This is a genomic window from Nocardiopsis alba DSM 43377 (assembly GCF_000341225.1).
Taxonomy (GTDB): domain Bacteria; phylum Actinomycetota; class Actinomycetes; order Streptosporangiales; family Streptosporangiaceae; genus Nocardiopsis; species Nocardiopsis alba.
Genome location: NZ_ANAC01000019.1, coordinates 136,885 through 163,500, shown reverse-complemented (window position 1 = coordinate 163,500; position 26,616 = coordinate 136,885). Strand labels below are relative to the sequence as shown.

23 protein-coding genes and 1 pseudogene are annotated in these 26,616 nt (G+C 69.7%); 10 read left to right on the top strand and 14 right to left on the bottom strand.

Annotated elements, in window-relative coordinates; translation table 11 throughout:
* From D451_RS0120265 to D451_RS0120235, 6 genes are all read right to left on the bottom strand, one after another.
* Positions 1 to 476 (bottom strand): ATP-binding cassette domain-containing protein (locus D451_RS0120265; protein ID WP_152472943.1); only part of this gene is annotated, 476 nt, incomplete at its 3' end.
* A 15-nt stretch (positions 477 to 491) separates the two neighbouring features.
* The gene (locus D451_RS0120260) at positions 492 to 1,505 is read right to left on the bottom strand and encodes an ABC transporter permease (protein WP_017535772.1); all 1,014 of its coding nucleotides are present in this window, start codon (positions 1,503 to 1,505) and stop codon (positions 492 to 494) included.
* 251 nt (positions 1,506 to 1,756) lie between these two features.
* The gene (locus tag D451_RS0120250; RefSeq protein WP_394296802.1) at positions 1,757 to 2,614 is read right to left on the bottom strand and encodes a carbohydrate ABC transporter permease; all 858 of its coding nucleotides are present in this window, start codon (positions 2,612 to 2,614) and stop codon (positions 1,757 to 1,759) included.
* A gap of 23 nt (positions 2,615 to 2,637) precedes the next feature.
* Positions 2,638 to 3,594 (bottom strand): carbohydrate ABC transporter permease, encoded by a 957-nt coding sequence (locus tag D451_RS0120245; RefSeq protein WP_014911424.1) that lies wholly within the window; start codon positions 3,592 to 3,594, stop codon positions 2,638 to 2,640.
* Positions 3,591 to 4,925 carry an ABC transporter substrate-binding protein gene (locus D451_RS0120240; protein ID WP_017535770.1) on the bottom strand — a complete coding sequence of 445 codons (1,335 nt, stop codon included), beginning with the start codon at positions 4,923 to 4,925 and terminating at the stop codon, positions 3,591 to 3,593. The genes D451_RS0120245 and D451_RS0120240 overlap by 4 nt, the downstream gene beginning before the upstream one ends.
* Before the next feature lie 43 nt (positions 4,926 to 4,968).
* Positions 4,969 to 5,970 (bottom strand): zinc-dependent alcohol dehydrogenase family protein, encoded by a 1,002-nt coding sequence (locus D451_RS0120235; RefSeq protein WP_017535769.1) that lies wholly within the window; start codon positions 5,968 to 5,970, stop codon positions 4,969 to 4,971.
* Between the two features lie 182 nt (positions 5,971 to 6,152).
* Here D451_RS0120235 and D451_RS0120230 point away from each other — a divergent pair, with 182 nt between their 5' ends.
* Positions 6,153 to 7,091 (top strand): sugar-binding transcriptional regulator, encoded by a 939-nt coding sequence (locus D451_RS0120230; RefSeq protein WP_017535768.1) that lies wholly within the window; start codon positions 6,153 to 6,155, stop codon positions 7,089 to 7,091.
* A gap of 72 nt (positions 7,092 to 7,163) precedes the next feature.
* Here D451_RS0120230 and D451_RS0120225 read toward each other — a convergent pair.
* Positions 7,164 to 7,625 (bottom strand): annotated as a pseudogene (locus tag D451_RS0120225) (N-acetylmuramoyl-L-alanine amidase); the annotation flags it as partial.
* A gap of 599 nt (positions 7,626 to 8,224) precedes the next feature.
* Here D451_RS0120225 and D451_RS26720 point away from each other — a divergent pair.
* Positions 8,225 to 8,701 carry a dihydrofolate reductase family protein gene (locus D451_RS26720; RefSeq protein WP_017535766.1) on the top strand — a complete coding sequence of 159 codons (477 nt, stop codon included), beginning with the start codon at positions 8,225 to 8,227 and terminating at the stop codon, positions 8,699 to 8,701.
* Between the two features lie 61 nt (positions 8,702 to 8,762).
* On the opposite strand, the gene D451_RS0120215 is transcribed toward D451_RS26720, so the two are convergent.
* From D451_RS0120215 to D451_RS0120200, 4 genes are all read right to left on the bottom strand, one after another.
* The gene (locus D451_RS0120215) at positions 8,763 to 10,571 is read right to left on the bottom strand and encodes an ABC transporter substrate-binding protein (RefSeq protein WP_026125221.1); all 1,809 of its coding nucleotides are present in this window, start codon (positions 10,569 to 10,571) and stop codon (positions 8,763 to 8,765) included.
* 86 nt (positions 10,572 to 10,657) lie between these two features.
* Complete coding sequence (locus D451_RS0120210; RefSeq protein WP_017535764.1) at positions 10,658 to 11,683, bottom strand: ABC transporter permease; 1,026 nt, start codon at positions 11,681 to 11,683, stop codon at positions 10,658 to 10,660.
* 227 nt (positions 11,684 to 11,910) lie between these two features.
* A complete protein-coding gene (locus D451_RS0120205) occupies positions 11,911 to 13,110 on the bottom strand; it encodes an amidohydrolase (RefSeq protein ID WP_014910599.1) in 1,200 nt (399 codons plus the stop codon).
* A 25-nt stretch (positions 13,111 to 13,135) separates the two neighbouring features.
* Complete coding sequence (locus tag D451_RS0120200) at positions 13,136 to 14,497, bottom strand: DUF3100 domain-containing protein (RefSeq protein ID WP_017535763.1); 1,362 nt, start codon at positions 14,495 to 14,497, stop codon at positions 13,136 to 13,138.
* 184 nt (positions 14,498 to 14,681) lie between these two features.
* On the opposite strand from D451_RS0120200, the gene D451_RS0120195 reads away from it, so the two are divergent.
* On the top strand, positions 14,682 to 16,142 hold the full coding sequence (locus D451_RS0120195) for a chlorohydrolase family protein (RefSeq protein WP_017535762.1): 1,461 nt from the start codon (positions 14,682 to 14,684) through the stop codon (positions 16,140 to 16,142).
* Positions 16,143 to 16,199: 57 nt separating this feature from the next.
* Positions 16,200 to 16,910: a GntR family transcriptional regulator gene (locus D451_RS0120190; RefSeq protein ID WP_014908724.1), complete on the top strand. Its 711-nt coding sequence runs from the start codon at positions 16,200 to 16,202 to the stop codon at positions 16,908 to 16,910.
* A gap of 7 nt (positions 16,911 to 16,917) precedes the next feature.
* Here the strand turns inward: D451_RS0120190 and pgi are convergent, their stop codons facing one another.
* Together pgi and D451_RS0120180 are read right to left on the bottom strand one after the other, a co-directional pair.
* Positions 16,918 to 18,609 (bottom strand): glucose-6-phosphate isomerase, encoded by a 1,692-nt coding sequence (gene pgi / locus D451_RS0120185; RefSeq protein ID WP_017535761.1) that lies wholly within the window; start codon positions 18,607 to 18,609, stop codon positions 16,918 to 16,920.
* Positions 18,610 to 18,720: 111 nt separating this feature from the next.
* Positions 18,721 to 19,638 (bottom strand): ion transporter, encoded by a 918-nt coding sequence (locus tag D451_RS0120180; RefSeq protein WP_014908943.1) that lies wholly within the window; start codon positions 19,636 to 19,638, stop codon positions 18,721 to 18,723.
* Between the two features lie 166 nt (positions 19,639 to 19,804).
* Between D451_RS0120180 and D451_RS0120175 the strand changes: the two genes are divergently transcribed.
* Positions 19,805 to 20,128, top strand: coding sequence for a hypothetical protein (locus D451_RS0120175; protein WP_017535760.1), 324 nt, complete (start codon positions 19,805 to 19,807; stop codon positions 20,126 to 20,128).
* A gap of 14 nt (positions 20,129 to 20,142) precedes the next feature.
* Here the strand turns inward: D451_RS0120175 and D451_RS0120170 are convergent, their stop codons facing one another.
* Positions 20,143 to 20,859, bottom strand: coding sequence for a FadR/GntR family transcriptional regulator (locus D451_RS0120170; protein WP_017535759.1), 717 nt, complete (start codon positions 20,857 to 20,859; stop codon positions 20,143 to 20,145).
* Positions 20,860 to 21,071: 212 nt separating this feature from the next.
* On the opposite strand from D451_RS0120170, the gene D451_RS0120165 reads away from it, so the two are divergent.
* From D451_RS0120165 to D451_RS0120145, 5 genes are all read left to right on the top strand, one after another.
* Entirely contained in the window at positions 21,072 to 21,812 is a 741-nt protein-coding gene (locus D451_RS0120165; protein WP_014911722.1) for a (Fe-S)-binding protein, read from the top strand.
* A complete protein-coding gene (locus D451_RS0120160; RefSeq protein ID WP_017535758.1) occupies positions 21,809 to 23,233 on the top strand; it encodes a lactate utilization protein B in 1,425 nt (474 codons plus the stop codon). The genes D451_RS0120165 and D451_RS0120160 overlap by 4 nt, the downstream gene beginning before the upstream one ends.
* Positions 23,230 to 23,880 (top strand): LutC/YkgG family protein, encoded by a 651-nt coding sequence (locus tag D451_RS0120155; protein WP_017535757.1) that lies wholly within the window; start codon positions 23,230 to 23,232, stop codon positions 23,878 to 23,880. Before D451_RS0120160 ends, D451_RS0120155 begins: the two co-directional genes overlap by 4 nt.
* Before the next feature lie 171 nt (positions 23,881 to 24,051).
* Positions 24,052 to 25,242 (top strand): alpha/beta hydrolase family protein, encoded by a 1,191-nt coding sequence (locus D451_RS0120150; protein WP_017535756.1) that lies wholly within the window; start codon positions 24,052 to 24,054, stop codon positions 25,240 to 25,242.
* 70 nt (positions 25,243 to 25,312) lie between these two features.
* Positions 25,313 to 26,593 (top strand): DUF2786 domain-containing protein, encoded by a 1,281-nt coding sequence (locus D451_RS0120145; protein WP_026125220.1) that lies wholly within the window; start codon positions 25,313 to 25,315, stop codon positions 26,591 to 26,593.
* Positions 26,594 to 26,616: the final 23 nt, after the last annotated feature.

Genomic DNA, 26,616 nt, shown 5'->3' with positions numbered 1-26,616 from the left:
GAGAACTCGTGCGGATACGAATTGATCCGCTTCTCCGGCTCGTGGATCCCCACCCGCTCCAAGGACTCCACGGCCCGGGAGCGCGCCTGTGCCCGCGAGATCTGTGGACGATGGACGCACAACGCCTCGATGAGCTGGTTGCCGATGGTGTACTGCGGGTGCAGCGACTGCATCGGGTCCTGGAAGACCATCGAGATGTCGTTACCGCGCATCCGACGCAGCCGCTTGTCGGTGGCGGTGACCACGTCCTGACCGGACACCTCGATGGAGCCGGTGATCTGCGCCCGACTTCCCCGGTGCAGACCCATCAGGGCCAGCGAGGTCACGCTCTTACCCGAACCCGACTCGCCCACGATCCCCAGGGCGCCTCCGGCGGGCACCTCGAAGGAGAGACCCTTCACCGCGTGGACGTCACCGTCCATCATCGGGAACGTCACCCGCAGATCGTCCACACGCACGACAGGGGACCGACTCATGGAGGACGCCTCTCTTTAGCCGTGGATGCGCACGCGCGGGTCGACGAGCGGGTACACGAGATCCACGATCAGGTTGCTGATGACGATGAAGAACGCGCCGAACAGGGTCACGCCGAGAATCACCGGCAGGTCGCTCTGGGTGATGGCCTGGACGGCGTAGCGGCCGATGCCGTTGAGGGAGAAGACCTGTTCGGTGAGGACCGCGCCGCCCAGGACCAGCCCGAGGTCCAGACCGAAGATGGTGATGATGGGGGTCAGGGTGGGACGCAGCGCGTGTTTGAGCACGACCTTGCGCTCACTCAACCCCTTGGCCCTGGCGGTGCGGATGTAGTCCTCGTTGAGGGTCTCCAGCATGCCCGCGCGGGTCTGCCGGGCGTACATGGCGGCGTGCAGGAACGCCAGGGTGAGCCAGGGCAGGACCAGCCCATGGGCCCAGGCGAGCGGGTCCTCGGTCAGAGGTACGTAGCGCGGGGTGGTGAACAGCCCCCAGGAGTGCACCAGGAAGGCCAGGGACAGCAGCCCCGTGAAGAAGATCGGCAGCGAGACGCCGGCCAGGGCCACGCCCATGGCCAGACGGTCGAACAGGCTGCCCTTCCAGACCGCGGAGATCACCCCGACGGCGACACCGCCGACCAACCAGATGATCCCGGCCCCCAGGGCCAGCGAGGCCGTCACGGGAAGCCGGGCGATGATCTCGGGAAAGACCTCCTGGTAGGTCTGGAACGAGTACCCGAAGCAGGGGGCGGAGCACTCGATGGTGTCCCGGCCGAACTGGTACTGGGCACCGAAGAGGATGCCCCGGACGAACTCCCCGAACTGCACCGCGATCGGCTGGTCCAGGCCCAGCCGTTCGATGGTCGCCTGGATCGCCTCCGGTGTGGGGGCCCGCCCCACGTACATCGTGGCGAGCTGCTCGGTGGTGCGGCCGGCCCAGCGGGGCACCACGTAGAAGATGGCGAAGGTGACCATGGTGACCACGGCCAGGAGCAACAGACCGGCGCCGAGGCGGCGCAGGATGTAGGTCGTCAAGGCGCGTGCTTTCTGTCGTCGAGACCATGGCCCCGGGGTCCGGAACCGGACCGGGGAGAACTCCACCCCGGAGCCAAACCGTAACCCACTGAAATCAGCCGATCACGTCTCGTGTTCGGCGTGTACAAGGCTTCGCCCCACGCGCCACGCCGAGCCCGGGTACGGGTCGGGCCCCGCGCCGCCCCTCACCGGGGTGCGACACGGGGCCCGAGGTCCCGTCGGAACGCGGATCGGTCGGATCCGCCGAGGGTCTACTTCACGGCGCCCATGGACAGGCCCCGCACCAGCTGACGCTGCGCCGTCCAGCCGATCACCACGATGGGCAGGCTCGCCATCACCACCGCGGCCGAGAGCTGGGCCACGAACAGCCCCTCACTGGTGATGAACCCGGTCAGGAACACCGGGACGGTGGCCGCCTGGGCCGCCGTCAGGTTCACCGCGAAGAAGAACTCGTTCCACGAGAAGATCATGCAGATGAGGGCCGTGGCCGCGATGCCCGGAGCCATGATCGGCATCATCACCGACCACAGGATCCTCGGCAGCCCCGCCCCCTCCATCCGGGCGGCCTCCACGATCGCCGTGGGGACCTCCAGGAAGAAGGAGCGCAGCATCCACACCGCGATGGGCAGGTTCATCGCCGTGTACAGCACCACCAGGGTCCACACGTTGTCCAACATCGACAGGTGCGCGGCCGCGACGTAGATCGGGACGACGACCGCCACCACCGGCAGCATCTTGGTGGAGATGAAGAAGAACAGGACGTCCTGGGTGCGCTTGACCGGGGCGATCGACAGCGCGTACGCCGCCGGCAGACCCAGCGCCAGCACCAGCAGAGTGGAGGCCAGGGTCGCGATCGCCGAATTCCCCAGATAGGGCAGGAAGTCGGCGCCCAGCACGGCCGTGAAACGGTCGAGCGTGGGCTGGAAGAAGAGCGTCGGCGGGTTGGTCGCCGCCTGGTTCTCCTGCTTGAACGCGGTCAGCACCAACCACAGCACCGGGGCGACGAACACCAGGCCGATCACCCAGGTGAACACGGTCAGGGCGGCTCCGGGCAGACGGGTCGCGACCGACGAGGGACGCGGCCGCCGCGTTCCCGCCGTGGTGGACACCGCTCGTTCGGGGGCTCGGGCGGTCACGATCTCGCCTCCTGTGCGTTCATGAACGTGCGGAAGATCAGCCGGAGGGCCAGCATCGCCACGATGATGGTGCCGACCACCACCACGACGCCCATCGCCGCGGACTGTCCGATGTCGAACCCGAGGAAGGTCCGCTGATAGATGTAGAAGGGCAGGTTGGCGCTGGCCGTGCCGGGGCCGCCCTGGGTCATCATGTAGATCGTGTCGAAGGTGTTCACCACGTACACCGAACCCAGCAGCACACCGAGCTCGATGTAGCGGCGCAGGTGCGGCAGGGTGATCCACACGAAGCTCTGCCAGGAACTGGCGCCGTCGACCTGTCCGGCCTCCAGCACGTCACCGCCCTGGCTCTGGAGCCCGGCCAGCACCAGCAGCATCATGAACGGCGTCCACTGCCAGACCAGCGCGACCACCACGGACAGCACCGGCGCCTGGGAGACCCAGTCGAAGGTCTCCACGCCGAACGGGGACAGCACGAAGTTCACCAGACCGAAGACCGGTTCGAACATGATGTGCTTCCACAGCAGCGCCGTGGCCACCGGCAGGATCAGGAACGGGGTGATGACGAGTGTGCGCACCACGCCCCGGCCCGGGAACCTGCGGTCCAACAGCAGGGCCAGACCGATACCGAGCAGCATCGCCACCACCACGCAGGAGGCGGTGATGAGGATCGTGTTGGCGGCGGCCCCGAGGAACTGGCGGTCGGTGAAGACCGCGGCGTAGTTGGCCACGCCCACCCACGCCTGGGAGTCCGGCCGCAACAGGTTCCAGGAACGGAACGAGTACACGACGGTCGCCAGGAACGGAAGCTGGGTGACGACCAGCATGAACACGAGGGCGGGGAGCAGAGGGGCCCTGCGCGCCCACCCCGAGACACGGGCACGTCCGCGGGCGGGGGTGGAGGGCGAGGGCGTCGCGGTCGCCTCGCGCGGCGGTGCGGTCGCGGCGCTCATCGGCCGTCCTCCTTATAGGTCTCGCCGACGGTCTCGGCGTACTCCTGACTCTGTTCGAGGGCCTGCTCGACGGTGATCCGGCCGGCCACGGCCGCGCTGAGCTGCTGGCTGACCCGGGTGCCCAGGTCCTGGAACTCGGGGATGGCGAGGAAACCGATGCCCTCGTAGGGGACCGGACGCGTACCCGGGTTCTGCGGATCGGCCTTCTCGATGCCGTCCAGCATGGGGCCGGCGTAGGCCCCGGCGACCTCCTGGTACTCGGGCACCTCGAAGGTCGAGAGTCGGTTGCCCGGGGGGACCCGCTGCCAGCCGTACTCCTCGGCGACCGTGCGGACGTACTCCTGGTCGGTCATCCACTCCAGGAACGCCCACGCCTCCTCCTTGTGCTCGGAGGTGGAGGGGATCCCCAGCGTCCAGGCGTACAGCCAGCCGCCGTAGTCGGTCTCGGAGACCGGCGCCGGAGCGTAGCCGTTGAGACCGGCCACCGTTCCGGCGTTCTCGTCCTCGATGGTGCTGACCATGGAGGTGGAGTCGTAGAACATGGCGGCCCGACCCTGGGCGTAGCGGTTCAGGCAGTCGCCGAAGCCGCTGTTGGCGGCGCCCGGCTGGCCGTGCTCACGGACCAGGTCGACGTAGAACGAGGCGGCCTCGTGGAACTCCGGGGAGTCCAGTTCGGCGTTCCAGTCCTCGTCGTACCAGCGACCGCCGAAGGTGTTGAGCATGCTGTTGAACGGGCTGAGCACCTCGCCCCAACCGGCGAGGCCGCGCATACAGATCCCCGCGACCCCGGGCTCGACGCCGTCGAGTTCGGCGGCCAGCGCGGCGATCTCGTCCCAGGTGGGGTTCTCCGGCATCTCCACGCCGGCCTCTTCGAAGAGGTCCTCGCGGTAGGCCACGAAGGAGGACTCACCGTAGAAGGGGACCGAGTACATGTCGCCCTCGTGGGACAGGTCCTCGCGCAGCGAGGGGATGAAGTCCTCGTGGTCGTACCCGTCGGAGGCGTCGATGAAGGGCTGAAGGTTCTCCAGCCATCCGTACTCGGCCCACTGTCGGGTCTCGTAGTTGCTGATCATGACGGCGTCGAACTCGCCCCCGCCGGTCGCCACCGAGGTGGTGATCTTGGCGCGGGCCTCGTTCTCGGGGAGCGACACGAAGTCGACCTCGATGCCGGGGTTGTCCTCTCGGAAGCGATCCTGGAGGGAGATCGCGTCCTGCATCTGGGGGTTGGACACGATCGCGACGGTCAGTCGGGTGCCCCCGTCCCCGGAGGCCACGGCCCCCGCTCCGGCACAGCCGGTGAGCAGGGCCCCGGCGGCGACCACGGCGATCATGGCCGCCGTTCTGGTGGTGGCTCGCACGTTGGCTCTCCTCCGATCAGGCGGACGCGTCGGGGACGACCTGGATCTTCACGCCGGTACCCGCGCGCATCATGTCCAGCGCCTCGGGGAAGCGTTCCAGGGGCAGGGCGTCGGTGAGCAGCGGAGCCGTCTCGATCGCGCCGGAGGCCATGAGGTCCAGGGCCGCGCCGTAGCTGTTCAGCACGGCCATGGAGCCCACGATGGTGATCTCGTCGTTGTAGACGCGGAAGGGCGACAGCGACATCCGGGCGGCCTCGTCGGCCACCCCGAAGATGAGCAGCCGTCCGCCGCGCCGGAGCGAGGAGAAGGCCGCCTCGATCGCCTGGGGCACGCCGGTGACGTCCACCGCGGCGTCGAAGTCCGCCTCCTTCAGGTCGTCGGCGTCGGTCGCGGTGACGTGGGCGCCCAGTTCCTCGGCGATGGCCAGCCGTCGGGTGTTGCGGTCGACCATGGTGACCTGGGCCCCGGAGCGCTGGAGGAGCTGCTGGAGCAGCAGGCCCATGGTGCCGGCGCCCACCAGTAGGAAGCGCTCGCCGGCCTCGACGCCGATGCGTCGGACTCCGTGGACCGCGCAGGACAGGGGCTCCACCAGGGCGCCCTCCCGCATGCTCATCGAGTCGGGCATGCGGTAGCAGTTGGCCGCGGGGACGGCCACGTACTCGGCGAAGGCCCCGTCGACGGTGTCGCCGATCGCCCCCCAGTTGCCGCACAGGTTGCCGCGTCCGGCGCGACAGTACTCGCAGTGTCCGCAGAACAGCGAGGGGTCGACGGCGACCCGGTCCCCGGGGGCCAGCCCCGTGGTGACGTTCTCCCCGACCGCGGTCACCGTGCCGGCGAACTCGTGCCCGGGGACGAGCGGGTAGGGGCTGGGCGGGAACTCGCCGTCGGCGATGTGGAGGTCGGTGCCGCAGATCCCGCAGGCGCCGACCCGGACCACGACACCGTCCGGGGCGGGGGTGGGGTCCGGGCGATCGTCCACGATGAGGGATCCCGGTTCGGTGATGATGGCGGCGCGCACGTCTGGTTTACTCCCGGATGCTCGGTTCGCTCATTTGAGCGACCTTTGTCACAGATGTTTCGAACATTGAACGCCCGTGTGACGCCTGTGTCAACGTGGTTCGCCCATTCGAGTAGACTCCTGCACATATGAGCGAGCGGCGGCAGGAAGTTCAGGAAACGGCCCCGAACGGGCCCGCGGAGTTGGTGCGACTCGCCGCGATCGCCCGCAGGTTCTACCTGGAGGGCCGGTCGAAGGTGGAGATCGCCGAGGAGTTCGGCCTGAGTCGATTCAAGGTCGCGCGCGACCTCGACGCCGCCCGCTCCTACGGGATCGTGCACATCGACATCCGCCTACCGGAGCGGCTGGACGCGGAACGCTCCGAGCTCCTACGCGAACGGTTCGGCCTGCGGCGGGCGATAGTGGTCGACACCCTGGACGATCACCTGGACACCCGCCGGGCCCTGGGTTCGGTGGCGGCCCGTCTCCTGTCCGAGATCGTACGCCCCGACGAGATCCTGGGGCTGGCCTGGAGCCGGGGCCTACAGGCGATGGGCGCCGACATGGTCGAACTGCCGCGCTGCACCGTCGTCCAGCTCAACGGCGTCCTGTCCGAGCACACCGAGGCCGGAGGATCGGTCGAGACCGTGCGTCGCGTGGCCACACTGGCCGGCGGCCAGGCGTACCCGATCTACGCCCCGCTCATCCTTCCCGACGCGGCCACGGCGGCCACCCTGCGCGCCGACCCCGGTATCGCCGCCGCGTTCGCGCACTTCGACCGGCTGACCACCGCCGTGGTGGCCATCGGCGGCTGGGACGAGCGCAACTCCACCGTCTTCCAGGCGCTGACCCCGGAGGACCGGGAGCGCTACACCGCGATGGGCGTGTGCGGGGAGATGTCAGCCCAGCTCTTCGACATCGACGGGAACCAGGTCCACAGCGACCTGGACGAGCGGGTCATCAGCGTGAGCGCGGACCAGTTGCGGCGGGTGCCCGAGGTGGTGGCGGTCGCGGGGGCCGGCGACGAGTCCAAGGCGCGGGCGGTCGGCGCCGTGCTCCGCAGCGGTCTGGTCTCCACCCTGGTGACGGACGACGCCGTGGCCCGCGTCCTGTTGGACGACGGCTCCCCCGACCAGGACTGAGCGTCGGGGCCCCTCCCTCGGGCGCGGAGGGGCCCCGCCCCTCGATCGGGGCACGGGTCCGGCTCAGGCGGAGGGCATTCCGTCCTCGACCCACCCGCGAAGGTCCGCGCCCGGGCAATCGGTCGAGTTGCCGGACAGACCGCCGTGCCAGGTCTTGCTCAGTTTCTTTCCGGCTTTCTTCACGGCCTCGTCGTACAGGCTTCGGATGGCGTTCTTCGCGGCCTTGCCGGCGTCGCCGTCGCGGCCGATGAAACAGACCCCGATATGGCTGGTGTTGTGCGGAGCGGCGTGGGCCCCGACCACCGTCCAGCCACGCCCCTCATAGATTTTCCCGGAACGGTCGACCAGGAAGTTGTAGCCGATGTCGGCCCAGCCGTTGGAGTCCATGTGGAAGTCCTGGATCTGACGCGGGGTCTGGCTCGTCGGACCCGCGGAATAGTGCACGGTGAACCCGGTGCGCTGACTCCAGGAGACCGTGGTCCTGTCCCGCGGGGAACGCGCTCCCCAGTCCGACCTGCCGATGATGCTGACCAAAGGTTCCTCCTACGTGAGAGGGCCCCTTCCGGTGGGACCGGTCCGGTGTTCGGTCCGGGGCCCGAGAGCGACGGTGACGGCGAGGGCGACGCGTGCGGGAGATGGGTCCCGCCGTCGTGAATTCGAGATGATGACCATGGTCATCAAGAGGATATCCGGGAGACGCGGAATTACACCTTCCACATTCGGAATAATCGAACACGACCGACCCCCGACGACGCGAATAAGAGCGAACGCCGAGCACCCTTCTAATCACATCGGAAACGCACGCAACATACGCACCGCGAACACGAAAATGAAACACTCTGAGGAATTTCCATTCCTCCACATATCCGACTTTTCATGACTCAAAAAAGAGCCGCCCTCGAACACGGAACGCGCGAAGCCCGGGGCCGACGACCGGGCCACCTGGCCGGCCCTCTCCCCGGGCCCGCCCCCTCCCCCGTCCCGTCCGAAAAAAGATTCCGTCCCCGTGTCGATCCACGCCCGCCCCGGTCGTCGTGAGGGCGAGAGACACCGAGAGATACCGGAGTGGACATGCGCAAGCTGATCGAGTCGACCTTCGTCACCATCGATGGAGTCTTCTCCTCGCCCGAGAGGTGGGGGCACCGTACTGGGACGAGGAGCACTCCTCCTACGCGACCTCCCTGTTGGGCCAGGCGGACGCGCTCCTCCTCGGCCGGGAGACCTACGAGGGCTTCGCCGCGACCTGGCCCTCGCGGAGCGGGGACGACTACGCCGACCGCATCAACGCGATGCCCAAGTACGTGGCCTCCCGGACCCTGACCGGCACCGAAGCCGAGTGGAACGCCACGATCATCCGAGGCGACATCGCGGAGCGGGTCGCGGGGCTCAAGAGGGAGCCCGGCGGGAACCTCCTGAAGTTCGGCACGGGGGAGCCGGACCACACGTTGATCGAGCACGGACTCGTGGACGAACTGCACCTGTGGGTGTTCCCCGTGATCGCCGGAGGCGGCGAACGTCTGTTGGACGGCCTGGACATCACGCACTTCGAACGTCTGAGGACCGTGGAGTTCGCGAGCGGCCTCACCGTGATGGTCCTCGGTTCGAAGTAGTGGACACGGAGCGGGGCGGTGACCGGTCCTCCGGCCACCGCCCCGCTCGATACGGCGTTCCCTAATCCCTCGTCGTACCCAAGGACATGTAGTCGTACATCGAGTAGCCCGCGTGGTAGTAGACGTTGGTCAGGCTCGTGGGGCGGTAGAGGACGGTGCGTTCGAACACCGCCGGCAGGATGGCGGCCTCCTCCATCGCCCTCTCATCGATGCGCGAGTAGATGTCCGCCCGCTCGTCGGCGTCCGTGATGGCCACGACCTCGTCGAACCACGTGTTGATCTGTTCGTCGTCGATCTCCGAGACGTTGACGTTGCCCGCCTGCTGGATCGCGTCTCCGTCCAGGATCTTGCTCATGAACCCGTAGCCGCTGGCCCAGTCCGGGGCCCAGCCGTACACGGTGAGACCCAGGTCGTTGTCGTGCACGAAGTCCGGGGACCCGGCCTGCGTGTTGGTGTAGCTGTCGGACGGGTACTGCTTGATCTCCGTCTCGATGCCCACCCGGGCCAGGGCCTGCTGGAGCGCCTCGGCCGTGCCCACGTCGGAGGGCCGGTCTGCGCGGGCCCCGATCGCGGTGGAGAACCCGTCCGGGTGACCGCACTCCTCCAGCTTCTCGCGGGCCTTGTCGAGGTCGCCCTTGCCCTCCGGGGACGGGTACAGGTCCATCTCCGGGTCGGCCCCCGGAAGCGCGCTCGGCATGATCTGGCTGGCGACGTCGCCACCGGTGTCGCCGCCCCAGGCCCGCTGAAGGGCGTCCCGGTCCGCCGCGAAGAGGATCGCCTCTCGGCAGGCCTTGTCATCGAGGGGCTCGATGACGGTGTTGACGTTGACGTAGCGCAGGGTGTTGGTCTGCGGGTTGTCGACGTTGTGGCGCTGCGCCTCATCGGTGATGAGGGTGCCCTTCATGGCCGGCCCCACCCCGGCCCCGCCCAGGTCGACGTCGAGTTCGCCGTTGACCAGCCGCTGGTCGATCTCGTTCTGGTCGACCCCCAACTGCACCTCGATCCGGTCCGGCAGCGCCTTGCGGGTCGGGTCGGTGGAGGCGTCCCACTCCTCGTTGCGCTCCAGGTTCAGGGAGACCCCCGGACGGTAGTCCCCGTCGAACTTGTACGGCCCGGAGGAGAGCACCCGGGTCTGGTACTGCTCGCCGCGGTCGACCTCGGCCGGCACCGGCGCGGTCTGCGGCTGGATGAGCACGTACGGGAACTCGGAGAAGCTCGTGTTCAGGTGGAAGACGAGGGTGTGGTCGTCGGGGGTCTCGATCCCGTCGAAACCGGCGAGCGGTTCGTTATCCTCGGCGTAGGGGCCCTCGTACTCCTCGCTGTCGGCCAGCAGCTCCTGGAAGTACTTGGGGCCGTTGGGCAGGGCCTGGGAGCCGAAGTTGCTGCGCGCGATGGCGTACTTGACGTCCTCGGCGACGATCTCGGAGCCGTCCTCGTACTTGAGGCCCTTCTTGAGCTTGACGGTCCACTCGGTGGCGTCGTCGTTGCTCTCGGGCATCTCCTCGGCGAGGTCGGGCTGGAGTTCCACCCCCTCCTCGCCCGGGGCTCCGACGTAGGTGAGCAGGGTCCGCGCGTAGTAGCGGGAGAAGTTCCAGCTGTACGCGTAGTAGGTGTTACCGGGGTCGGGAGAGTCGAAGTCGGACGAGACGGCGTAGCGCAGGGTTCCGCCGGTCTGGTCCGAGGGGTTGACGACGGTGGTCTCCCCTTCGTTGAAGTCGGCCTCGGACTGCTCTCCCCCGCCCCCGCCACCACCGCCACAGGCGGCGAGGAGCAGGGCCAGGGCGGTGCCGACGGCGGCCGGAGCGGTCGCCCTGCGGGGTGCGCGGGACCGCCGGGGCGGTTTCCCGCGCGTGGAGTGATGGATGCTCACCTTGGCCTCCTGGTCGGATTCGCTGGGTGCGTACGGGCGGGGCACGGCCCGTCGGGCGGCCGATCCGGTCGATCGGCACGGGGCCGTCAGTCGGAGGAACGGGGGTCGAAGGCGTCGCGCAGACCGTCGCCGAACAGGTTGAAGGCGAGGACGGTGACGAAGATGGCCAGACCCGGGATGATCACGAAGTGCGGCGAGGTGGTGTAGAAGCGCAGCGCGTTCTCCAACATTCCGCCCCAGGTCGCCATGGGCGGGTTGATGCCCACGCCCAGGAAGCTCAGCGCCGCCTCGAACAGGATGTTCGTGGGGATGAGCAGGGTGGAGTAGACGAGGATCGGGGTGATCAGATTGGGCAGGATCTCCCGGAAGACGATGTGGCCGCTGCTCGCCCCGAGGCTGCGGGAGGCCTCGACGAACTCGCGTTCCTTGAGAGTGAGGGTCTGTCCGCGCACGATGCGGCCGATGTAGGGCCAGTTGAAGAACCCGATGATGAACACCAGGACACCGATGCGCAGGTTGTTGCCGGACAGGCCGAAGGCCCCGTCGGGGATGACGCCGACCAGGGCGATGGCGAACAGCAGCAGCGGGAAGGCCAGGAAGATGTCCATGGTCCGGCTGATGATGGTGTCGACCCAGCCGCCGAAGTAGCCGGCGAGGATCCCCAGGACGGTGCCGATGACCACGCACACGAGGGTGGCGACCGTGGCGACCAGCAGTGAGGTGCGGGCGCCGTAGACGATGCGGCTGAACAGGTCGCGACCGTTGACCGGTTCCACGCCCAGGAGGTGCTGGGCGCTGATCCCGCCCCAGGGGTCCAGCCCCTTGGAGGGGTCGTCGGGGTCCTTGAGCACTCCCCCGGTGAGCGGGTCGACGAGCCCTTGGTCGAACTGGTTGGGCGGGTGGCCGAACCAGGCGGTGAGCAGAGGTGCGAAGACCGCCACGAGAATGAGCAGAAGGACGACGATCCCGCCGGCCATGCCCACCTTGTCCTTGCGAAAGCGCCTCCAGGCGATCTGGCGCAGGGACCTGCCCGCCGCGTTCCGGGCCCCCGCCGCCACGGCCTCCGGGTCGGCGTGCTGGGACGATTCGGGCACGTCCATCGGCGTGGTCATGTACCCCTTGCCCCGCTCTCTATGTGTGACTGCATCACTACGCAGAGTTTGCACGAGGGGTGCGGGGGTTTCCAGCGCCCGCGCCGTTCGAGAACGGTCGGGGCCTCATATCGGAAGTGGTGGCACGAATCCGCGTGTCGTGCCCCGGGGCGGAGACCCGAGCCGGGAGGACCCGCCCACGCGAACGGCCGTCGAAGGGGCCTCCCCTCGACGGCCGTACGGTACCGTCAGCCGGCCACCAGGGCGCCGTCACGGGCGACGACGGTTCCGGCCCGCATCACGAGGCGGCGCGGCGGGACCTGGGCGACGGCCTGCGCCACCGTCCGGGCCTCGACCATCACCAGGTCGGCGGGCCCGCCCACGTGGAGACCGTGGTCCTCGACACCGAGCACACGGGCGGCGTTGGAGGTCACCGTGTCCAGCGCCAGCAGCAGTTCCTCATCGCTTCGGCCGGAGTTCCGATAGGCGATGAGCATGGCCCTGCGCAACATGTCCCCATCACCGAAGGGGCCCCACAGATCGTTGATGCCGTCCGTTCCCCCGGCCAGGAGCACGCCCTGTTCCGCGCACGCCCTCAGCGGCGGCACCGGGGAGTCGTAGACCGCCGCGTTCACGAGGGCCACCCCGGCCTCGGCGAACCGTTCGAGGAGCCGCGCCTGTGTGGGCGGGTGCGCGATCCCGAAGGCGTGGGAGATCGCCACCCTGCCGGCGAGCCCGTACTCCTCCGTCATACGCGCGATGAGCCCCATCTCCCAGGCACCGAGGGATCCACCGTCGTGGAGGTGGATGTCGATGGCGGTCCCCGTGGACGCGGCCAGGTCGAAGACGGCCTCGAGATGGGCGTTGGGGGCGTCGTCGAACCCCGCGGGGTCGAGTCCTCCGATCACCGAGGCCCCGGCGTCCACGGCCTCGCGCAGGAGGTCGAGGGTGCCCGGGTTGGTGATGAGGCCGCCCTGGGGGAAGGCGACCTGCTGGATGTCGATCACGCCCTCGTAGTGGCGGGCGACCTCCGCGACGGCGGCGATCCCTCGCAGTCCGACCCCGGGGTCGACGTCGGTGTGCGTCCGAAGGTGGGTGGTGCCCGCCGCGATCATCGTCTCCACCAACGACGAGATGTACTCGTGCGCGGGCAGACCGTGGGAGTCCCGGTGGCGTCGCTCGTGGGCGACGCGTTCGGCGACGGTCTCGACCCTCGGCGCCGAGACCCACGGTCCGCCGTAGAGGGTCTTGTCGATGTGGGCGTGGGCGTTGATCAGCCCGGGCAGGACGACCCGGCCCGCCGCGTCGATGACCTCGAGCCCTTCGTGGGCCTCGGTCGGCCCTCCACCCGCGGAGGTCTCCTCGATCGCGGTGATCCGGCCGTCCTCGACGACGATGGTGGCCGGTTCGGCCCTGCGGGGCAGGACGGCGTTGATGACGCGCGGCATGTGGGTGCTTCCCCTCTCCCGGGGCTCAGTGGTGGATGAACAGTTCCGCGAGCGTGGCGGAGGCGACGATGGTGGTGGTGAACGTCAGCACGGCCGCGACGACGATCTTCCAGCTCAGCTGCATGAACGCCGTGCGGTCCCGGCCCATGGTCATACCGACGAGGGCGAGCTGGGGCAGACCGATCAGGAGGACGTCCAGGTCCTGGACGAGGTCGGCGATCACCCCGGCGACCGGCGAGATCGGCGTGGTCACGAGCGTGGCGAGGGCCAGGACCCAGACCGTGGCGGGGACGGCCTTGACCTTGCCGGCCAGGAAGATCGCGATGCCCGTCATCAGCAGCAGGACCGCCATGCCCGCGGCGTCGCGCGGGTGGAAGCCGCCGGTCCCCAGCCAGTTGAGGAGCAGACCGGCCGCACCGGCGAAGAGGTAGGCGGTGACGCCCGGACGCCATCCCTTGGGGATGTCGGGGTCCTGTGGACGTTCGACCTCCGCCCGCCCGGCCGCTTCCTCCCTCACCCTCACCGAGGCGTCCCCCTCGGGGACCCGCCCTCGGGCGACCAGACGCGCCTCCTCGATCTCGGGGGCGGGGCGGCGGAAGACGCGGCACCAGAAGGAGTAGAGACGTCGGGCCGAGGGGAGGCCGATGAAGACGCCCGCGTAGAAGCCGACGATGTTGGTGACCAGGTTGGACAGGGCCGCGAGCGCGGCGATCTCGACCGCCTGGTCCGGGTAGAGCAGGGACAGCGCGCCGACGCCGCCGAGCATCATCGACGTGGATCCGACGCCCAGCGCCAGGGCCAGGGAGAGCGGGTGGTACCAGCCCGTGCCGCCGAGGACGCTCGTGATCAGGGAGATGAAGACGGCGCCGAACATCGACCCGAGGATCCAGACGCCGAACACGCCCCGGTACTCCGGTGAGGAGGTGCCGAACCTGTCGATGGCGTAGGCCAGGTAGGACTCGCGGTCGATCGCCCACGTGGCGCCGATCGCGGCCCGCCCCATGCCGAGCAGGACCGCGATGGGGAGCGCGAGGATGATCGTCCCGAAGAGCTGGCCCACCTCCTGCATCAGCAGGGCTGGGCCGACCTCCTCGACCATGCCGATCGACGGGCCGATCCCGGTGCCGAGCAGTGCGAGGAAGAGGACCATGCCGACCGGGATCAGGGCCTCGCCCGCGGAGCGGGTGCTCCCGCGCAGCGGCAGCCACCGTTGGAGGCCGACGACGGCGCCCATCAGGACCACCCAGACCAGGGGGAACAGCACGATCGCGGCGGGCCCGACGCGGAACTTGTGCTCTCCGACCAGGACGGCCAGGGCGCTGACGAGCACGCTCACCCCGATGGCGACGACCCAGTCGCCACGGCCTACCGATCCGCGGGTCGACACGTTCTCGTGTTTCTCCGCCTGCTGTCTTCTTGCCCGCATCTGGGATACCAATCGGTGAGCCGCTGAATATTCGAGGAGCCTATGGTTGGCGCAAAACCGCTGTCAAGAGCGGTGTAACTCGAAATTCGGCCCCTTTGATACACGACCCCAAGAGGCCTCAGAAGGCCCGTGGTATACAAGCTTCATGGATCAGGTCATCAGAGCAAGGTACGTACTGGCGCATTCCGAGGGCTCCCACGTCTGGTTGGAGGACGGCTACGTGGCGCACTCCGACGGGGTCGTCACCGAAGTGGGGACCGGCACCCCGGATTCGACCGCCCCCGTCCTGGACCTGGGGAACACGGTCCTGACCCCCGGCCTGATCGACCTGGACGCCCTGGTCGACATCGACCACCTCATCCTCGACGCCCACCACGAGCCCGCGCACGCCCGCGAACTGGTCGGTTCCGTCGACTACTGGAGCGACCGTCCTCGCGACATCCTGACCCCCGAACAGCGCGACGTCCTGCGCCGGTTCGGGCTCGCGCAGCTCGCCCTGCACGGGGTCACCACCTACATGCCGATCGCCTCGGAGATCCACCTCGGGTGGAACGAGTCCGCCGACGAGCTGCGTCACCTGGCCGACCTGACCCGGGAATGGGGCCTGCGCGGCTACCTGGGTCCCTCGTACAGGTCCGCGGTCGGCGCCGTCGCCGACGGTGAACGCACCTTCGTCGAGAACGCCGAGCTCGGCGAGGCCGGTCTGGACGAGGCCCTGCGCTTCGCGGACGAGCTCGCCGAACAGGACGACGATCTGGTCCGACCGGTCCTCCTCCCCTGCCGGATCGAGACGCTCACGCCCCGTCTCATGGAGCGCACGGCCGAGGAGGCCGGACGCCGCGATCTGCTCGTCCGTCTGCACTCTCTCCAGCAGTCGTGGGAGCGCGAGGTGATCATCCGGCGCCACGGCATGACCCCGCTGGACCTGATCGAGCGGACCGGACTCCTCAACGACCGGCTGCTCGTCCCCCACGCCCTGTGGACCGACCGGAACTCGAAGCTGACCGGGCCGGAGGGCGTCGACATCACCCGCCTGTCCGTCGCGGGCGTGAGCGTGATCCACTGCCCCCTGACCACCTTCCGGTACGGGGACATGTTGGAGACCTTCAACGAGTTCCGGGACGCCGGTGTCACGATGGCGCTCGGCACCGACTCCTTCCCGCCCGACCTGGTACGCGGCATGGACGTGGGCCTTCACGCCTCACGTCTGCTGTACGGCCCGGGCGCCGTCGACCTCGGCGGCTACATGGAGGCCGCGACACTGGGCGGGGCGGCCGCGCTCAAGCGCCCCGACCTGGGACGGTTGGAGGCCGGCGCGAGCGCGGACATGACCGCCTTCTCCCTGGACGACTTCCGTGACGGCGTCGTGGAGGACCCCCTGCGCACCCTGGTGCTCAACGGGACCGCCAGGAACGTCACCCACACCTTCGTGGCCGGACGCCCGGTGGTCCGGGACGGGGGGATCCCCGGTGTGGACCTGTCCGAGCTCCGGGAACAGGCACAGAAGGTGTTCGACCTCCTCCGTCACGGTTACAGTGAGCGGGACGGTCGCGACCGCCCGGTCGAGGACCTTTTCCCCCCGTCGTTCCCGGTCCGCGGAGCCTGATCCCGGACCTCCGGCACCGGCCGGGGTGAATCGAGCGCACACGGCGGGAGCGGTCTCATGACACGGACATCGGGTGGGTCGGCCCCTCTGACCCGGGCCACCGAGGCCGCCATCCGCGAGGGGATCATCTCCGGCCGGTACGCACCGGGGGCACGGCTGCGCGAACGCGAGCTCTCGGAGGAACTGGGCGTGTCCCGGCTCCCGGTGCGCGAGGCGCTGCGCAACCTCAGGCACGACGGTTTCATCATGACCAGCGCGCACAAGGGCGCGACCGTGCGTACGATGTCCGCCGACGACGTCGACGAGCTCTTCGACCTGCGTACCCGGTTGGAGCCCTTCGCCGCCGAGCGGGCCGCCCGCCGATACGCCGAGGGGGACGTGCACGAAGGCCTGACGGCGGCCATGGAGGCCACCGCCGAGGCCACGGAGTCGGGTTCGTTGGAGCACATCATGACCGCCAACGCCGACTTCCACGCCAGTGTCGTGGAGGCGGCCGGTCATGGTCTCCTGTCGGAGCTGATGGCACCGATCCTGTCCCGTTCCCGATGGCTGTTCGCCATGACGGCCTTCCGGGACCCCCACCTGGAATTCCAGGCGCACCACGAGATCTACCACGCGATCAGCCACGGAAACGATCGACTGGCGAGGCTGACCATGGCCGCGCACATCGAGGCCGGGCGCGGCCCCTCACTGCTCGCCGTCGGCGCCGACGCCGCGGTCGACGACGGCCGTGCAGCTCCCCCGCCCCGGGAGCCCGGCACCGGCTGATCGGGCGTCAGCGCCCCCGCAGGGCGCGATAGCGCCGCACCAGGGCCGCGGTGGAGGGGTCCAGCGAGGAGACGTCGGCCCCCTCCGTCAGCGCGGGTTCGAGCCTCTTGGCCAGGACCTTGCCGAGCTGGACGCCCCACTGGTCGAAGGAGTTGATGTTCCACACCGCGCCCTGGACGAACACCTTGTGCTCGTACAGGGCGACGAGCTGCCCGAGCGTGGACGGGTCGAGCCGCTCGGCCAGGATCGTGGTGGTGGGCCGGTTGCCCGGGAAGGTGCGATGCGGCACGAGATCGGGACGGACCCCCTCGGCGGCGACCTCGGCCTCCGTACGTCCGAAGGCCAGGGCCTGACCCTGGGCGAGCATGTTGGCCGTCAACAGGTCGTGCTGGGCGCTCAGCCCCTCCATCAGGTCGGGAGAGGGTTCGGCGAACCCGATGAGGTCGGCCGGGACGAAGCGGGTCCCCTGGTGCAGGAGCTGGAAGTAGGCGTGCTGCCCGTTCGTGCCCGGGGTGCCCCACACCACCGGGCCGGTCCTCCAGGCGACCGGGCGGCCGTCGCGCTGCGTCGACTTGCCGTTGGACTCCATGTCGAGCTGTTGCAGGTAGGCCGGGAACCGGGCCATGTGGTGGCTGTAGGGCAGGACGGCGTGGGTCTGGGCGTCGAAGTGACCGCCGTACCAGACCCCGAGCAGCCCGAGCAGGAACGGCAGGTTGCGTTCGGCCGGCGCGGTGGCGAAGTGGGTGTCCATCAGATGGAAGCCCGCGAGCATCTCCCGGAAACGCTCGGGACCCAACGCCACCATGAGGGACAGCCCGATCGCCGAGTCGTAGGAGTAGCGACCGCCCACCCAGTCCCAGAACTCGAACATATTGGCGGTGTCGATACCGAAGGCCTCGACCTCGTCGGCGTTGGTGGAGACCGCCACGAAGTGACGGGAGATCGCCTCGGGCCCCGCCTCCAGGCCGGACAGCAGCCAGTTCCTCGCCGCCGTGGCGTTGGTGATGGTCTCGACGGTGGTGAAGGTCTTGGAGGCCACCACGAACAGGGTGCGTTCGGGGTCGGCGTCGATGAGCGCCTCGTTCAGATCGCTGCCGTCGACGTTGGAGACGAAACGGAACTCCAGCCCCCGGTCGGTATAGGGCCGCAGCGCCTCGTAGGCCATGGCCGGCCCCAGGTCGGAACCGCCGATACCGATGTTGACCACTCGGGTCACCGTCTTGCCGGTGTGCCCCGTCCAGGTGCGCGAACGCACCCGCTCGGCGAACCCGGCCATCTTCTCCAGGACCCGGTGCACCTCCGGGACCACGTCGTGGCCGTCGGTGCGCACGACCGTCCCGCGCGGGGCGCGCAGGGCGGTGTGCAGGACGGCCCGGTCCTCGGTGAGGTTGATGTGGTCGCCGCGCAGCATGGCGTCGCGCAGTCGGGCGACCCCCGTGACCGAGGCCAGGCGGTTCAACAGGCGCAGGGTCTCGTCGGTGACGAGGTTCTTGGAGTAGTCGACGTGCAGGGAGCCCACGTCGAGCGTGTACCGCTCGGCCCGCCCCGGGTCGTCCGCGAACAGTCCACGCAGGTGGGTGGCGCCGAGCCGGTCCCGATGCTCACGGAGCCGGATCCATTCCTCCCTGCGGTCCAGTGGGACGCCGCCGGGGGTGTCGGCGCTGTCCTCGGTGCGAGGAAGGGGTGTGCTGGCGGACATCCGTTCGCTCCTCGTGCTCCATGGCCCGGATCGGGGCGCGGGATCGAGAGGACGACCCCGACCCCGCTCCCGGCGATTGCGACTACGACCCCTACCCTCCCACGAAAGCCGTCAACCATGGGCCCTTCCACGCACGTCGGAGAGCCGGACGACGCTGCGTTCGCTCTCCTCCGACGCGGAGTGTTCACGCAGGAGGGCGACCTCCGCGCGCAGGGCCCGCAGTTCGGCGAGGATCTGGCGTTGCGCGCCGTCATCTCCGCCACCACCGTCACCCGGTCCGCCCCCGTCGCCGTCGGGGCCGCCGTCGGCCTCCCCGCCCTTCCCTCCGCCACCGGCCTCGCGCTCCTCGTGTCCGGCCTTGTCGAGCGCCTCCACCGCCACGGCGATGAAGAGGTTCAGCGCGATCAGGGTGGAGACGAGGACGAAGACCACGAAGAAGATCCACGCCAACGGCTGACCCTTCATGACCTCCTGGGCGATGGTGCCCCAGCCGTCGGCGGTGAAGATCTGGAAGAGGGTGAACAGCGAGGTCCACAGGTCGCCGAAGTACTTCGGGGCGATCTCGGCGAACAGCTTGGTGGACATCACGGCCGAGACGTAGAGCAGCAGGGCCACCAGGACCATGATCGAGGCCATGCCGGGCAGCGCCCTGAAGAGCCCGGCCACCACGTGACGCAGGGTCGGTATGACCGACAGCAGCCGGAGGACGCGCAACACCCTCAGGACGCGCAGGACGGCGAAGGGCCCGGAGGCGGGCATCAACGCGATCCCGACGATGACCATGTCGAACCAGCTCCAGGGATCCCTGAAGAAGTCCTTCCGGTGGGCGTACATCCTCAGCCCCAACTCCAGGACGAACAGGGCGAGGATCGCTCTGTCGACCCTGGTCAACAGTTCACCGTGCTCGTCCATGACCCGTTTGGAGGTCTCGAAGCCGAGAAGGACGGCGTTGACCAGGATGACGAGGATGACACCGGCCTGGAACCAGGGGGCGTCGACCGTGGCTCGAACACGTTCGCGCATGGTCACTGGGTGGAGAACTCCGTACTCGTGATCGTCGGACAGCGACGAAGAAGCCTACTCCGTGGGCGTCGTGCCCCGTTTCGTCCTCGTCGCCCTGGATCCACGTCGCACTGGCGTCCGCCGCTCCGACCAGGCATGATCGAAAGAGGAAGCCGAGGCGAGGGGGTCGCCGGTGACGGAATCCGCAGACGAGAGCACAGAGATCGACGAGGACGCCGCGGACATCGAGGACGTCGACGCCGCGATGGACGTGGGCGCCCCTGACCAGGACACCGCGGTGGCGGAGTACCTGGAGGAACATCCAGAGGACTACCGCATCGAGGAGATCGAGGACCATGGGGCACTCGGTATAGATGCGGAAGTGGACCGGGAGGTTCCCGAACCGGACCCCGACACCGGGGAGGACGCCCCGCCGAAGGCCGGCAGGGAGGAACTGTCCCGGCTCCTCGACGCCGAGAGGTACGCCGAGCGGGTGGACCGCCGCCTGGAGGGGTGAGCGCAGGCCCGGGTTCAGTCCCCGTCGGGGACGTGGGCCTCCAGCCAGCGCTCCACCCTCAACACGTGCGCGGCCGCGGTGGCGCGCGCGGCCTCGGGGTCGCGTTCCCGCAGGGCCCTGAGGATCCTTCGATGGTCCTCGTGCAGGTCGTGGGAGATCCCCTCGGCGTCGTGGCCGGCCCAGACCCTCTCGTTGAGGGTGGGCGAGGAGAGCCCGGCGTGCACGGCGGAGAGGGTGGCGTTGCCCGCGCAGGCCACGATCTCCCGGTGGAACCCCAGGTCGAAGGTGCCGGAATCGCCGGGCGAGGTGACCGGGTCCGCGTCCTCCAGCCGGTCGAGGAGGGCGCCGATGCGTTCGAGGTCCTCGTCGGTGGCCCGGGCCGCGGCGATCGCGGTGGCGTCGGGTTCGATCATGCGTCGGACCCGTAGGACCTCCAGAAGGGTCCGGTCCGGGGAGACCTCTGCCAGCACGCCGAAGGCCTCCAGGAGGTCCTTCGGGCGCAGCGCGGTGACGTAGACGCCGGCTCCGTGCCTGACCTCCAGCACACCCAGGGTGGTGAGGGTGCGGATGGCCTCGCGGACCGAACCGCGGGAGACCCCCAGACGGGCGGAGAGGTCGCGCTCGGTGGGCAGGCGCTGTTCTGGTCCTACCTCTCCCTCGGAGATCATCGCTTTGATCTGCTCGACCGTCCGCTGTGCCACCGGCGTACGTGCGCCGTCACCCACGTTCATCTCCAGCTTTTTCCGTGAACCGGGAGGGATTCCTCCCACTTGGACACTCTACCCTCCCTTGCCCACCCGCCCTTGCTTGAGGCAAAGTGGTCGGACCAATGGGCGTGCCTTTCGGAATACCCAAGGACGGCGCGTCGGGCGGCCCCGTTCCGGGACGGTCCCAGATCATCGGGTGGGACCGGTCCGCGTCGACCGGGACACGAAGGAGGCACATGCGGATCGCGCTGTTCATCACCTGTGTCAACGACACACTCTTCCCCGATACCGGCCGGGCCGTCGTGCGGCTCCTGGAACGCCTGGGCCACGAGGTGGTCTTCCCCACCGACCAGACCTGCTGCGGCCAGATGCACTACAACACCGGCTACCGGCGCCCCGCCGCCCGGCTCGCGGTGCGCTTCGCCCGGACCTTCGAGAACGCGGACGCGGTCGTGGTCCCCTCGGCCTCCTGCGCCGCCATGATCCGGGACAACTATCCGAGACTGAGCCGGAGCGGAAGCCGCCTGGCCCGTCGGATGGACTCCCTCGCACCGCGCGTGTACGACCTCACCGAGTTCCTCGTGGACGTACTGGAGGTGACCGACGTGGGCGCCTACTACCCGCACAAGGTCGTCTACCACCCCACCTGCCACGGCCTGCGATTCCTGGGCCTGGGCGACCGCCCCTACCGGCTCCTGCGCGCCGTGCGCGGCCTGGAGCTGCTCGAACTGCCCGAGGCCACCGAATGCTGCGGCTTCGGCGGCACGTTCTCGGTCAAGAACGGCGACGTCTCCTCGGCCATGGGCTTCGACAAGGCCCGTCACGTGGTGGAGACCGGGGCCGAGGTGCTGTGCGCGGTGGACAACTCCTGCCTGATGCACATCGGCGGCACGCTGTCCCGACAGCGTTCGGGCCTGCGCACCGCCCACATCGCCGAGATCCTGGCCTCCACGGAGAAGGAGTACGCACGGACATGAGCGCCACGTTCCTGGGCATGCCCCCCTTTCCCGAGGCCGCGAAGCGGGCCGTCGAGGACTCGCGGACCCGGCACAACCTGCACAAGGCCACCCACACCATCCGCGCCAAGAGGACCAGGGTCGTCGACGAGCTGGGCGACGACTGGCAGCGGCTGCGCGCCGAGGGCGAGCGGATCAAGACCCACACCCTGCGCCATCTGGACCACTACCTGGAACGATTGGAGGAGTCGGTCCAACGCGCGGGCGGCACGGTGCACTGGGCCTCCGACGCCGCCGAGGCCAACGCGATCATCACCCGGCTGATCCGCCGGACCGGTGAGACCGAGGTGGTCAAGGTCAAGTCGATGGCCACCCAGGAGATCGAGCTCAACAACGCCCTGGAGGCGGCGGGGATCACCGCCTACGAGACCGACCTGGCCGAGCTGATCGTCCAGTTGGGCGAGGATCTGCCCTCGCACATCCTGGTCCCCGCCATCCACCTGGGACGCGCCCAGATCCGGGAGATCTTCCTCCAGAGGATGGGCGAATGGGGTCGCCCCGCTCCCCCGGATCTGACCGACGACCCGCACGCCCTGGCCGAGGCCTCCCGCGTCCACCTGCGCGAACTGTTCCTGAGGTCCAAGGTGGCCGTCTCCGGCGCGAACTTCGCGGTGGCCGATTCGGGCACCCTGCTGGTCCTGGAGTCCGAGGGCAACGGTCGCATGTGCCTGACCCTGCCGGAGACCCTCATCTCGGTGGTGGGCATCGAGAAGATCGTGCCCACATGGTCCGACCTCGAAGTGTTCATGCAGCTGTTGCCGCGCTCGTCCACCGGGGAGAGGATGAACCCCTACACCTCGACCTGGACCGGGGTGACCCCGGGCGACGGACCCCAGGACTTCCACCTGGTGCTGTTGGACAACGGACGCACCGACGTGCTCGCCGACACCGTCGGACGCCAGGCGCTGCGCTGCATCCGCTGCTCGGCCTGTCTGAACATCTGCCCCGTGTACGAGCGGGTCGGCGGACACGCCTACGGCTCGGTCTACCCGGGGCCGATCGGCGCGATCCTCACGCCCCAGCTCCAGGGGATGGCCTCGAAGGTCGACGAGGCCCTGCCCTACGCCTCCTCGTTGTGCGGCGCCTGCTACGAGGTGTGCCCGGTGGCCATCGACATCCCCGAGGTCCTGGTGCACCTGCGCGAGAAGGTGGCCGAGTCCAAGGGACATGTGAGCGAGAAGGCGCTGATGGCCGGGGCCGAGGCCGTGTTCGGCTCCGCGACGGCGTTGGACGCGGTCCAGCGCGCGGCCGGGCTCGCGCGCGGGGTCGTGCCACGCCATCTGCCCGGCCCGGCGGGAAAGTGGACCGATACGCGCGACCTCCCGGACGTGCCCGCGCGCTCCTTCCGTCAGTGGTGGAACGAACGAGAGGACGGCCGATGACGAACGGCTCCCGTGAACGCGTACTCGCCCGGGTACGGGCGGCGCTGGCCGACGTCCCCGCCGACGAGCCGGTGGAGCGTCGCCCTTCGGAGCGTCCCTACGCCGAGAGCCACGACGCCGGCCCGACGCTGGACGTGCTGGTGGAGCGGCTGGTCGACTACAACGCCCTGGTGCGCCGGGTGGCCCCGGACCGGGTCGCCGACGAGGTGGCCGCCGCGCTGGAGCGGTGCGGGGCCCGCCGGATCCTGGTGCCGGCGGGGCTGCCCGAGGAGTGGCTGTCCCGGACCTCGGTGGAACGGGTCGTCGACTCCCCCGAGGATCCGCGCGACGTGGCCGAGCTGGACTCCGCCGACGGCGTGGTCACCGCCTGCACGGTGGCGGTCGCCGAGACCGGCACGATCGTGCTGGACGGCGGACCGGACCAAGGACGTCGGGCTCTGAGCCTGGTCCCCGACCACCACCTGTGCGTGGTCCGCGCCGACCAGGTCGTGGACTCCGTCCCCCAGGCCGTGCGGCGGCTGGATCCACTCCGCCCCCTGACCTGGGTGAGCGGGCCCTCGGCCACCGTCGACATCGAGATGATCCGGGTGGCCGGCGTCCACGGGCCCCGCACCCTGGAGGTCGTGCTACTGGATCCCGACGCCTGAGGTCGGACCCCTCGTGGTGGTGCGCGCCGTACCCCCAGGGGTGCGGCGCGCCCGCCCTCCGTCGGCGGTCCGCCCCCTCGCGGGCCGCGACGCCGGTTCCCTAGCGTTTCGAGGGAGCCCGAGACCGCGACGAGGACGAGGACGAGGACGAGGACGAGAGACGGTACCCCCATGCGCGACCATCGCCGCCCACGAACGGCCGCGATCCCGATCGGGGCCCTGGCCCTGGCCCTGGCCCTGACCACCGCCGGTACGGCGGCGGCCGACCCGCTCGAACCGGGCGACGAACGCCCCGCCCCTCCCCCGCCGTCCCTGCCCGCCCCCACCGGCGATCTGGCCGTGGGCACCACCACCCTGCACCTGGTGGACGACACCCGGGAGGACCCCTGGCTCGGCGGCGACCGCGAACTGATGGTGACCCTCTGGTACCCGACACCGGAGAACACCGGTGAGCGGGCCCCTTATATGACCCGCGCCGAGGCCGAGGCCACCCTGGCGGCGTTGGGGATCGAGGGCCTCCCCCCGGAGACGCTCACGGACGTGGGCACCCACGCGGTCCCGGAGGCGCCTCCGGTCACGGTCGACGGCGGACTGCCGTTGGTCCTGTACTCCCCCGGTTCCGGGGTCTCCCGTGTCTGGGCGACCGGGCTCGCCGAAGAACTCGCCTCCCAGGGTTTCGCGGTGGCCGGGATCGACCACCGGAACGAGGCCTCCCCGGTGGAGTTCCCCGACGGATTGGTCGAGGAGTGCGCCGGCTGTCTGTCGCAGGAATGGGAGTCGGGCGCCCTCACCCGGTCCGCCGACGTCTCCTTCCTCCTCGATTCCTTCGAGAGGGGCGCGGCCCGGGAGTGGGCCCCGATCCTGGACACCGACCGGGTGGGGATGATCAGCCACTCCTGGGGCGGGGCGGCGGTCGCCCAGAGCCTGCTCGACGAGGAGCGCGTCGCGGCCGGCCTGAACCTCGACGGCCCCTACTACACCGCCCAGTTGGAAGGGGAGATCGACCGTCCGCTGGCCCTGCTCGCCAACGACCAGGGACGCCCCTGGGAAGGCTGGGACGAGCGCTGGGCCGGGCAGACCGGATGGCGCCAGTGGATCCGGATCACCGACTCGGGCCACTCCAACGTCCTGGACAAGGGCGTGTTCATGGACGAACTCGGCCTGCGCGACCTGCTCGCCCCCGAGCAGTGGCGGGCCCAGTTCGGCGATCTGGACCCGGCCCGAGGGGTCTCCCTCATCCGTGAGTACTCCACCGCGCTCTTCGCCCACCACCTGCGCGGAGAGGAGCGTCCCCTCCTGGAGGATCCGGAGGCCGTCCATCCCGAACTGGTCGTGGTCGCCTCCGGGACCCCTGCCCCCTGAGGGGGCCCGCCCCGGCCGGTAGGATGGTCCGTCGGCTCCGAACCACCCTTCGACCAGGGAGAGAACCACCGTGGGCAGGAAAAGCCGCCGGCGCGGCGACGCTCGAACGAGCGTGGAATGGGACGGCCCCGCTCCCTCGGACACCCCCGTGGAGGTGACCGCCCAGGCGGTCGACGCCCTGGTGCGCGGGCAGGAGGGCAGCGGCGTCGATCTGGCCGTGGCGCGCCTGGCCGACGTGGAGGACCCCCACTGGGCCGGGGCGGCGGCGCGCTCGCTCTTCGACACCCTGCTGTTCGGGATCGCCGACGCCTGGGCGCGCGGCTGGCAGCCCGCCGAGACCGTTCGCCACGTACGACGTGAGGCCGGCCCCCTGGCCGCGTCCGTCTGCGCCGACGTCGTCGCAGCGGACCTGGAACGCCACTCCGCGGCCACGGTCGACCCCCGCTGGAACGAACAGGTGCGCGCTCTGGACGTGGACCCGCCCCGGGGTTCGGGCGAGGCGCTCTTGGAGCACCTGGGATCCGAACACGGGCTGATGCGTTTCGAGGTCGTCGAGGTGGTGCTGCGACTGCTGGCCCTGCTGCGCACCCTGCCCCCGATGCGCCGCCTGGGGCCGCCCCCGGGGAACTTCCGTCCCGGGGCGCGCCCCTCGATCCCGGTCGACCAGGGGCGGCTGCAACGGGTACGCGCTCTGCTCGCCAAGGCCGAGTCCACGGAGTTCCCGCAGGAGGCCGAGGCCCTGACCGCGCGGGCCCAGGAGATGATGGCCCGGCACAGCATCGACCTGGCCCTGGTGGAGGCCGACCCCGAGGAGCCCGAGGCCACCTCGGCCCGCAGGCTTCCGGTGGACTCCCCCTACGACGAGCATCGGGCCGTGCTGCTCAACGAGATCGCCGAGGCCAACCACTGTCGGGCGATCTGGCACCGTGAGCTGGGTCTGAGCACCGTGATGGGCTTCCCCGGCGACGTGGAGGCGGTGGACCTGCTGTACACGTCGCTCCTGATCCAGGCGGAGACGGCGATGCGGGTGAGCGGTTCGGCGCGCGACCGTTCCGGCCGTGGGGCGAGGAAGGACTTCCGGTCCTCGTTCATGTCGGCCTTCGCGGTACGGGTGGGCGAACGCCTCTCCGAGACGGCGCGGGCCGCCGAGAAGGCGGTCGGCACCGAGACCGGCACCGACCTGGTCCCCGTGTTCGCCGAACGGGAGCGCGCGGTGGAGGCCGCGGTGAACGAGGTGTTCGGCGCGTTGACCACCTCCCGTGTGCGCGGGCCCGCCGACGCGGAGGGCTGGTACGAGGGGCGTGCCGCGGCCGACTCCGCCTCCCTCGGTACCCGGGCCCACCTGGTCTGAGCGGGGTCGGGGGCGGAAAATCG

Excerpts from the sequence above, each read along its gene's own strand:
- pgi (WP_017535761.1), bottom strand. The coding sequence starts at position 18,609 with ATGTCCGCCAGCACACCCCTTCCTCGCACCGAGGACAGCGCCGACACC.
- D451_RS0120195 (WP_017535762.1), top strand. The coding sequence starts at position 14,682 with ATGGATCAGGTCATCAGAGCAAGGTACGTACTGGCGCATTCCGAGGGC.
- D451_RS0120170 (WP_017535759.1), bottom strand. The coding sequence starts at position 20,859 with ATGAACGTGGGTGACGGCGCACGTACGCCGGTGGCACAGCGGACGGTC.
- D451_RS0120155 (WP_017535757.1), top strand. The coding sequence starts at position 23,230 with ATGACGAACGGCTCCCGTGAACGCGTACTCGCCCGGGTACGGGCGGCG.
- D451_RS0120245 (WP_014911424.1), bottom strand. The coding sequence starts at position 3,594 with ATGAGCGCCGCGACCGCACCGCCGCGCGAGGCGACCGCGACGCCCTCG.
- D451_RS0120160 (WP_017535758.1), top strand. The coding sequence starts at position 21,809 with ATGAGCGCCACGTTCCTGGGCATGCCCCCCTTTCCCGAGGCCGCGAAG.
- D451_RS0120210 (WP_017535764.1), bottom strand. The coding sequence starts at position 11,683 with ATGACCACGCCGATGGACGTGCCCGAATCGTCCCAGCACGCCGACCCG.
- D451_RS0120150 (WP_017535756.1), top strand. The coding sequence starts at position 24,052 with ATGCGCGACCATCGCCGCCCACGAACGGCCGCGATCCCGATCGGGGCC.
- D451_RS0120240 (WP_017535770.1), bottom strand. The coding sequence starts at position 4,925 with ATGATCGCCGTGGTCGCCGCCGGGGCCCTGCTCACCGGCTGTGCCGGA.
- D451_RS0120190 (WP_014908724.1), top strand. The coding sequence starts at position 16,200 with ATGACACGGACATCGGGTGGGTCGGCCCCTCTGACCCGGGCCACCGAG.
- D451_RS0120205 (WP_014910599.1), bottom strand. The coding sequence starts at position 13,110 with ATGCCGCGCGTCATCAACGCCGTCCTGCCCCGCAGGGCCGAACCGGCC.
- D451_RS0120165 (WP_014911722.1), top strand. The coding sequence starts at position 21,072 with ATGCGGATCGCGCTGTTCATCACCTGTGTCAACGACACACTCTTCCCC.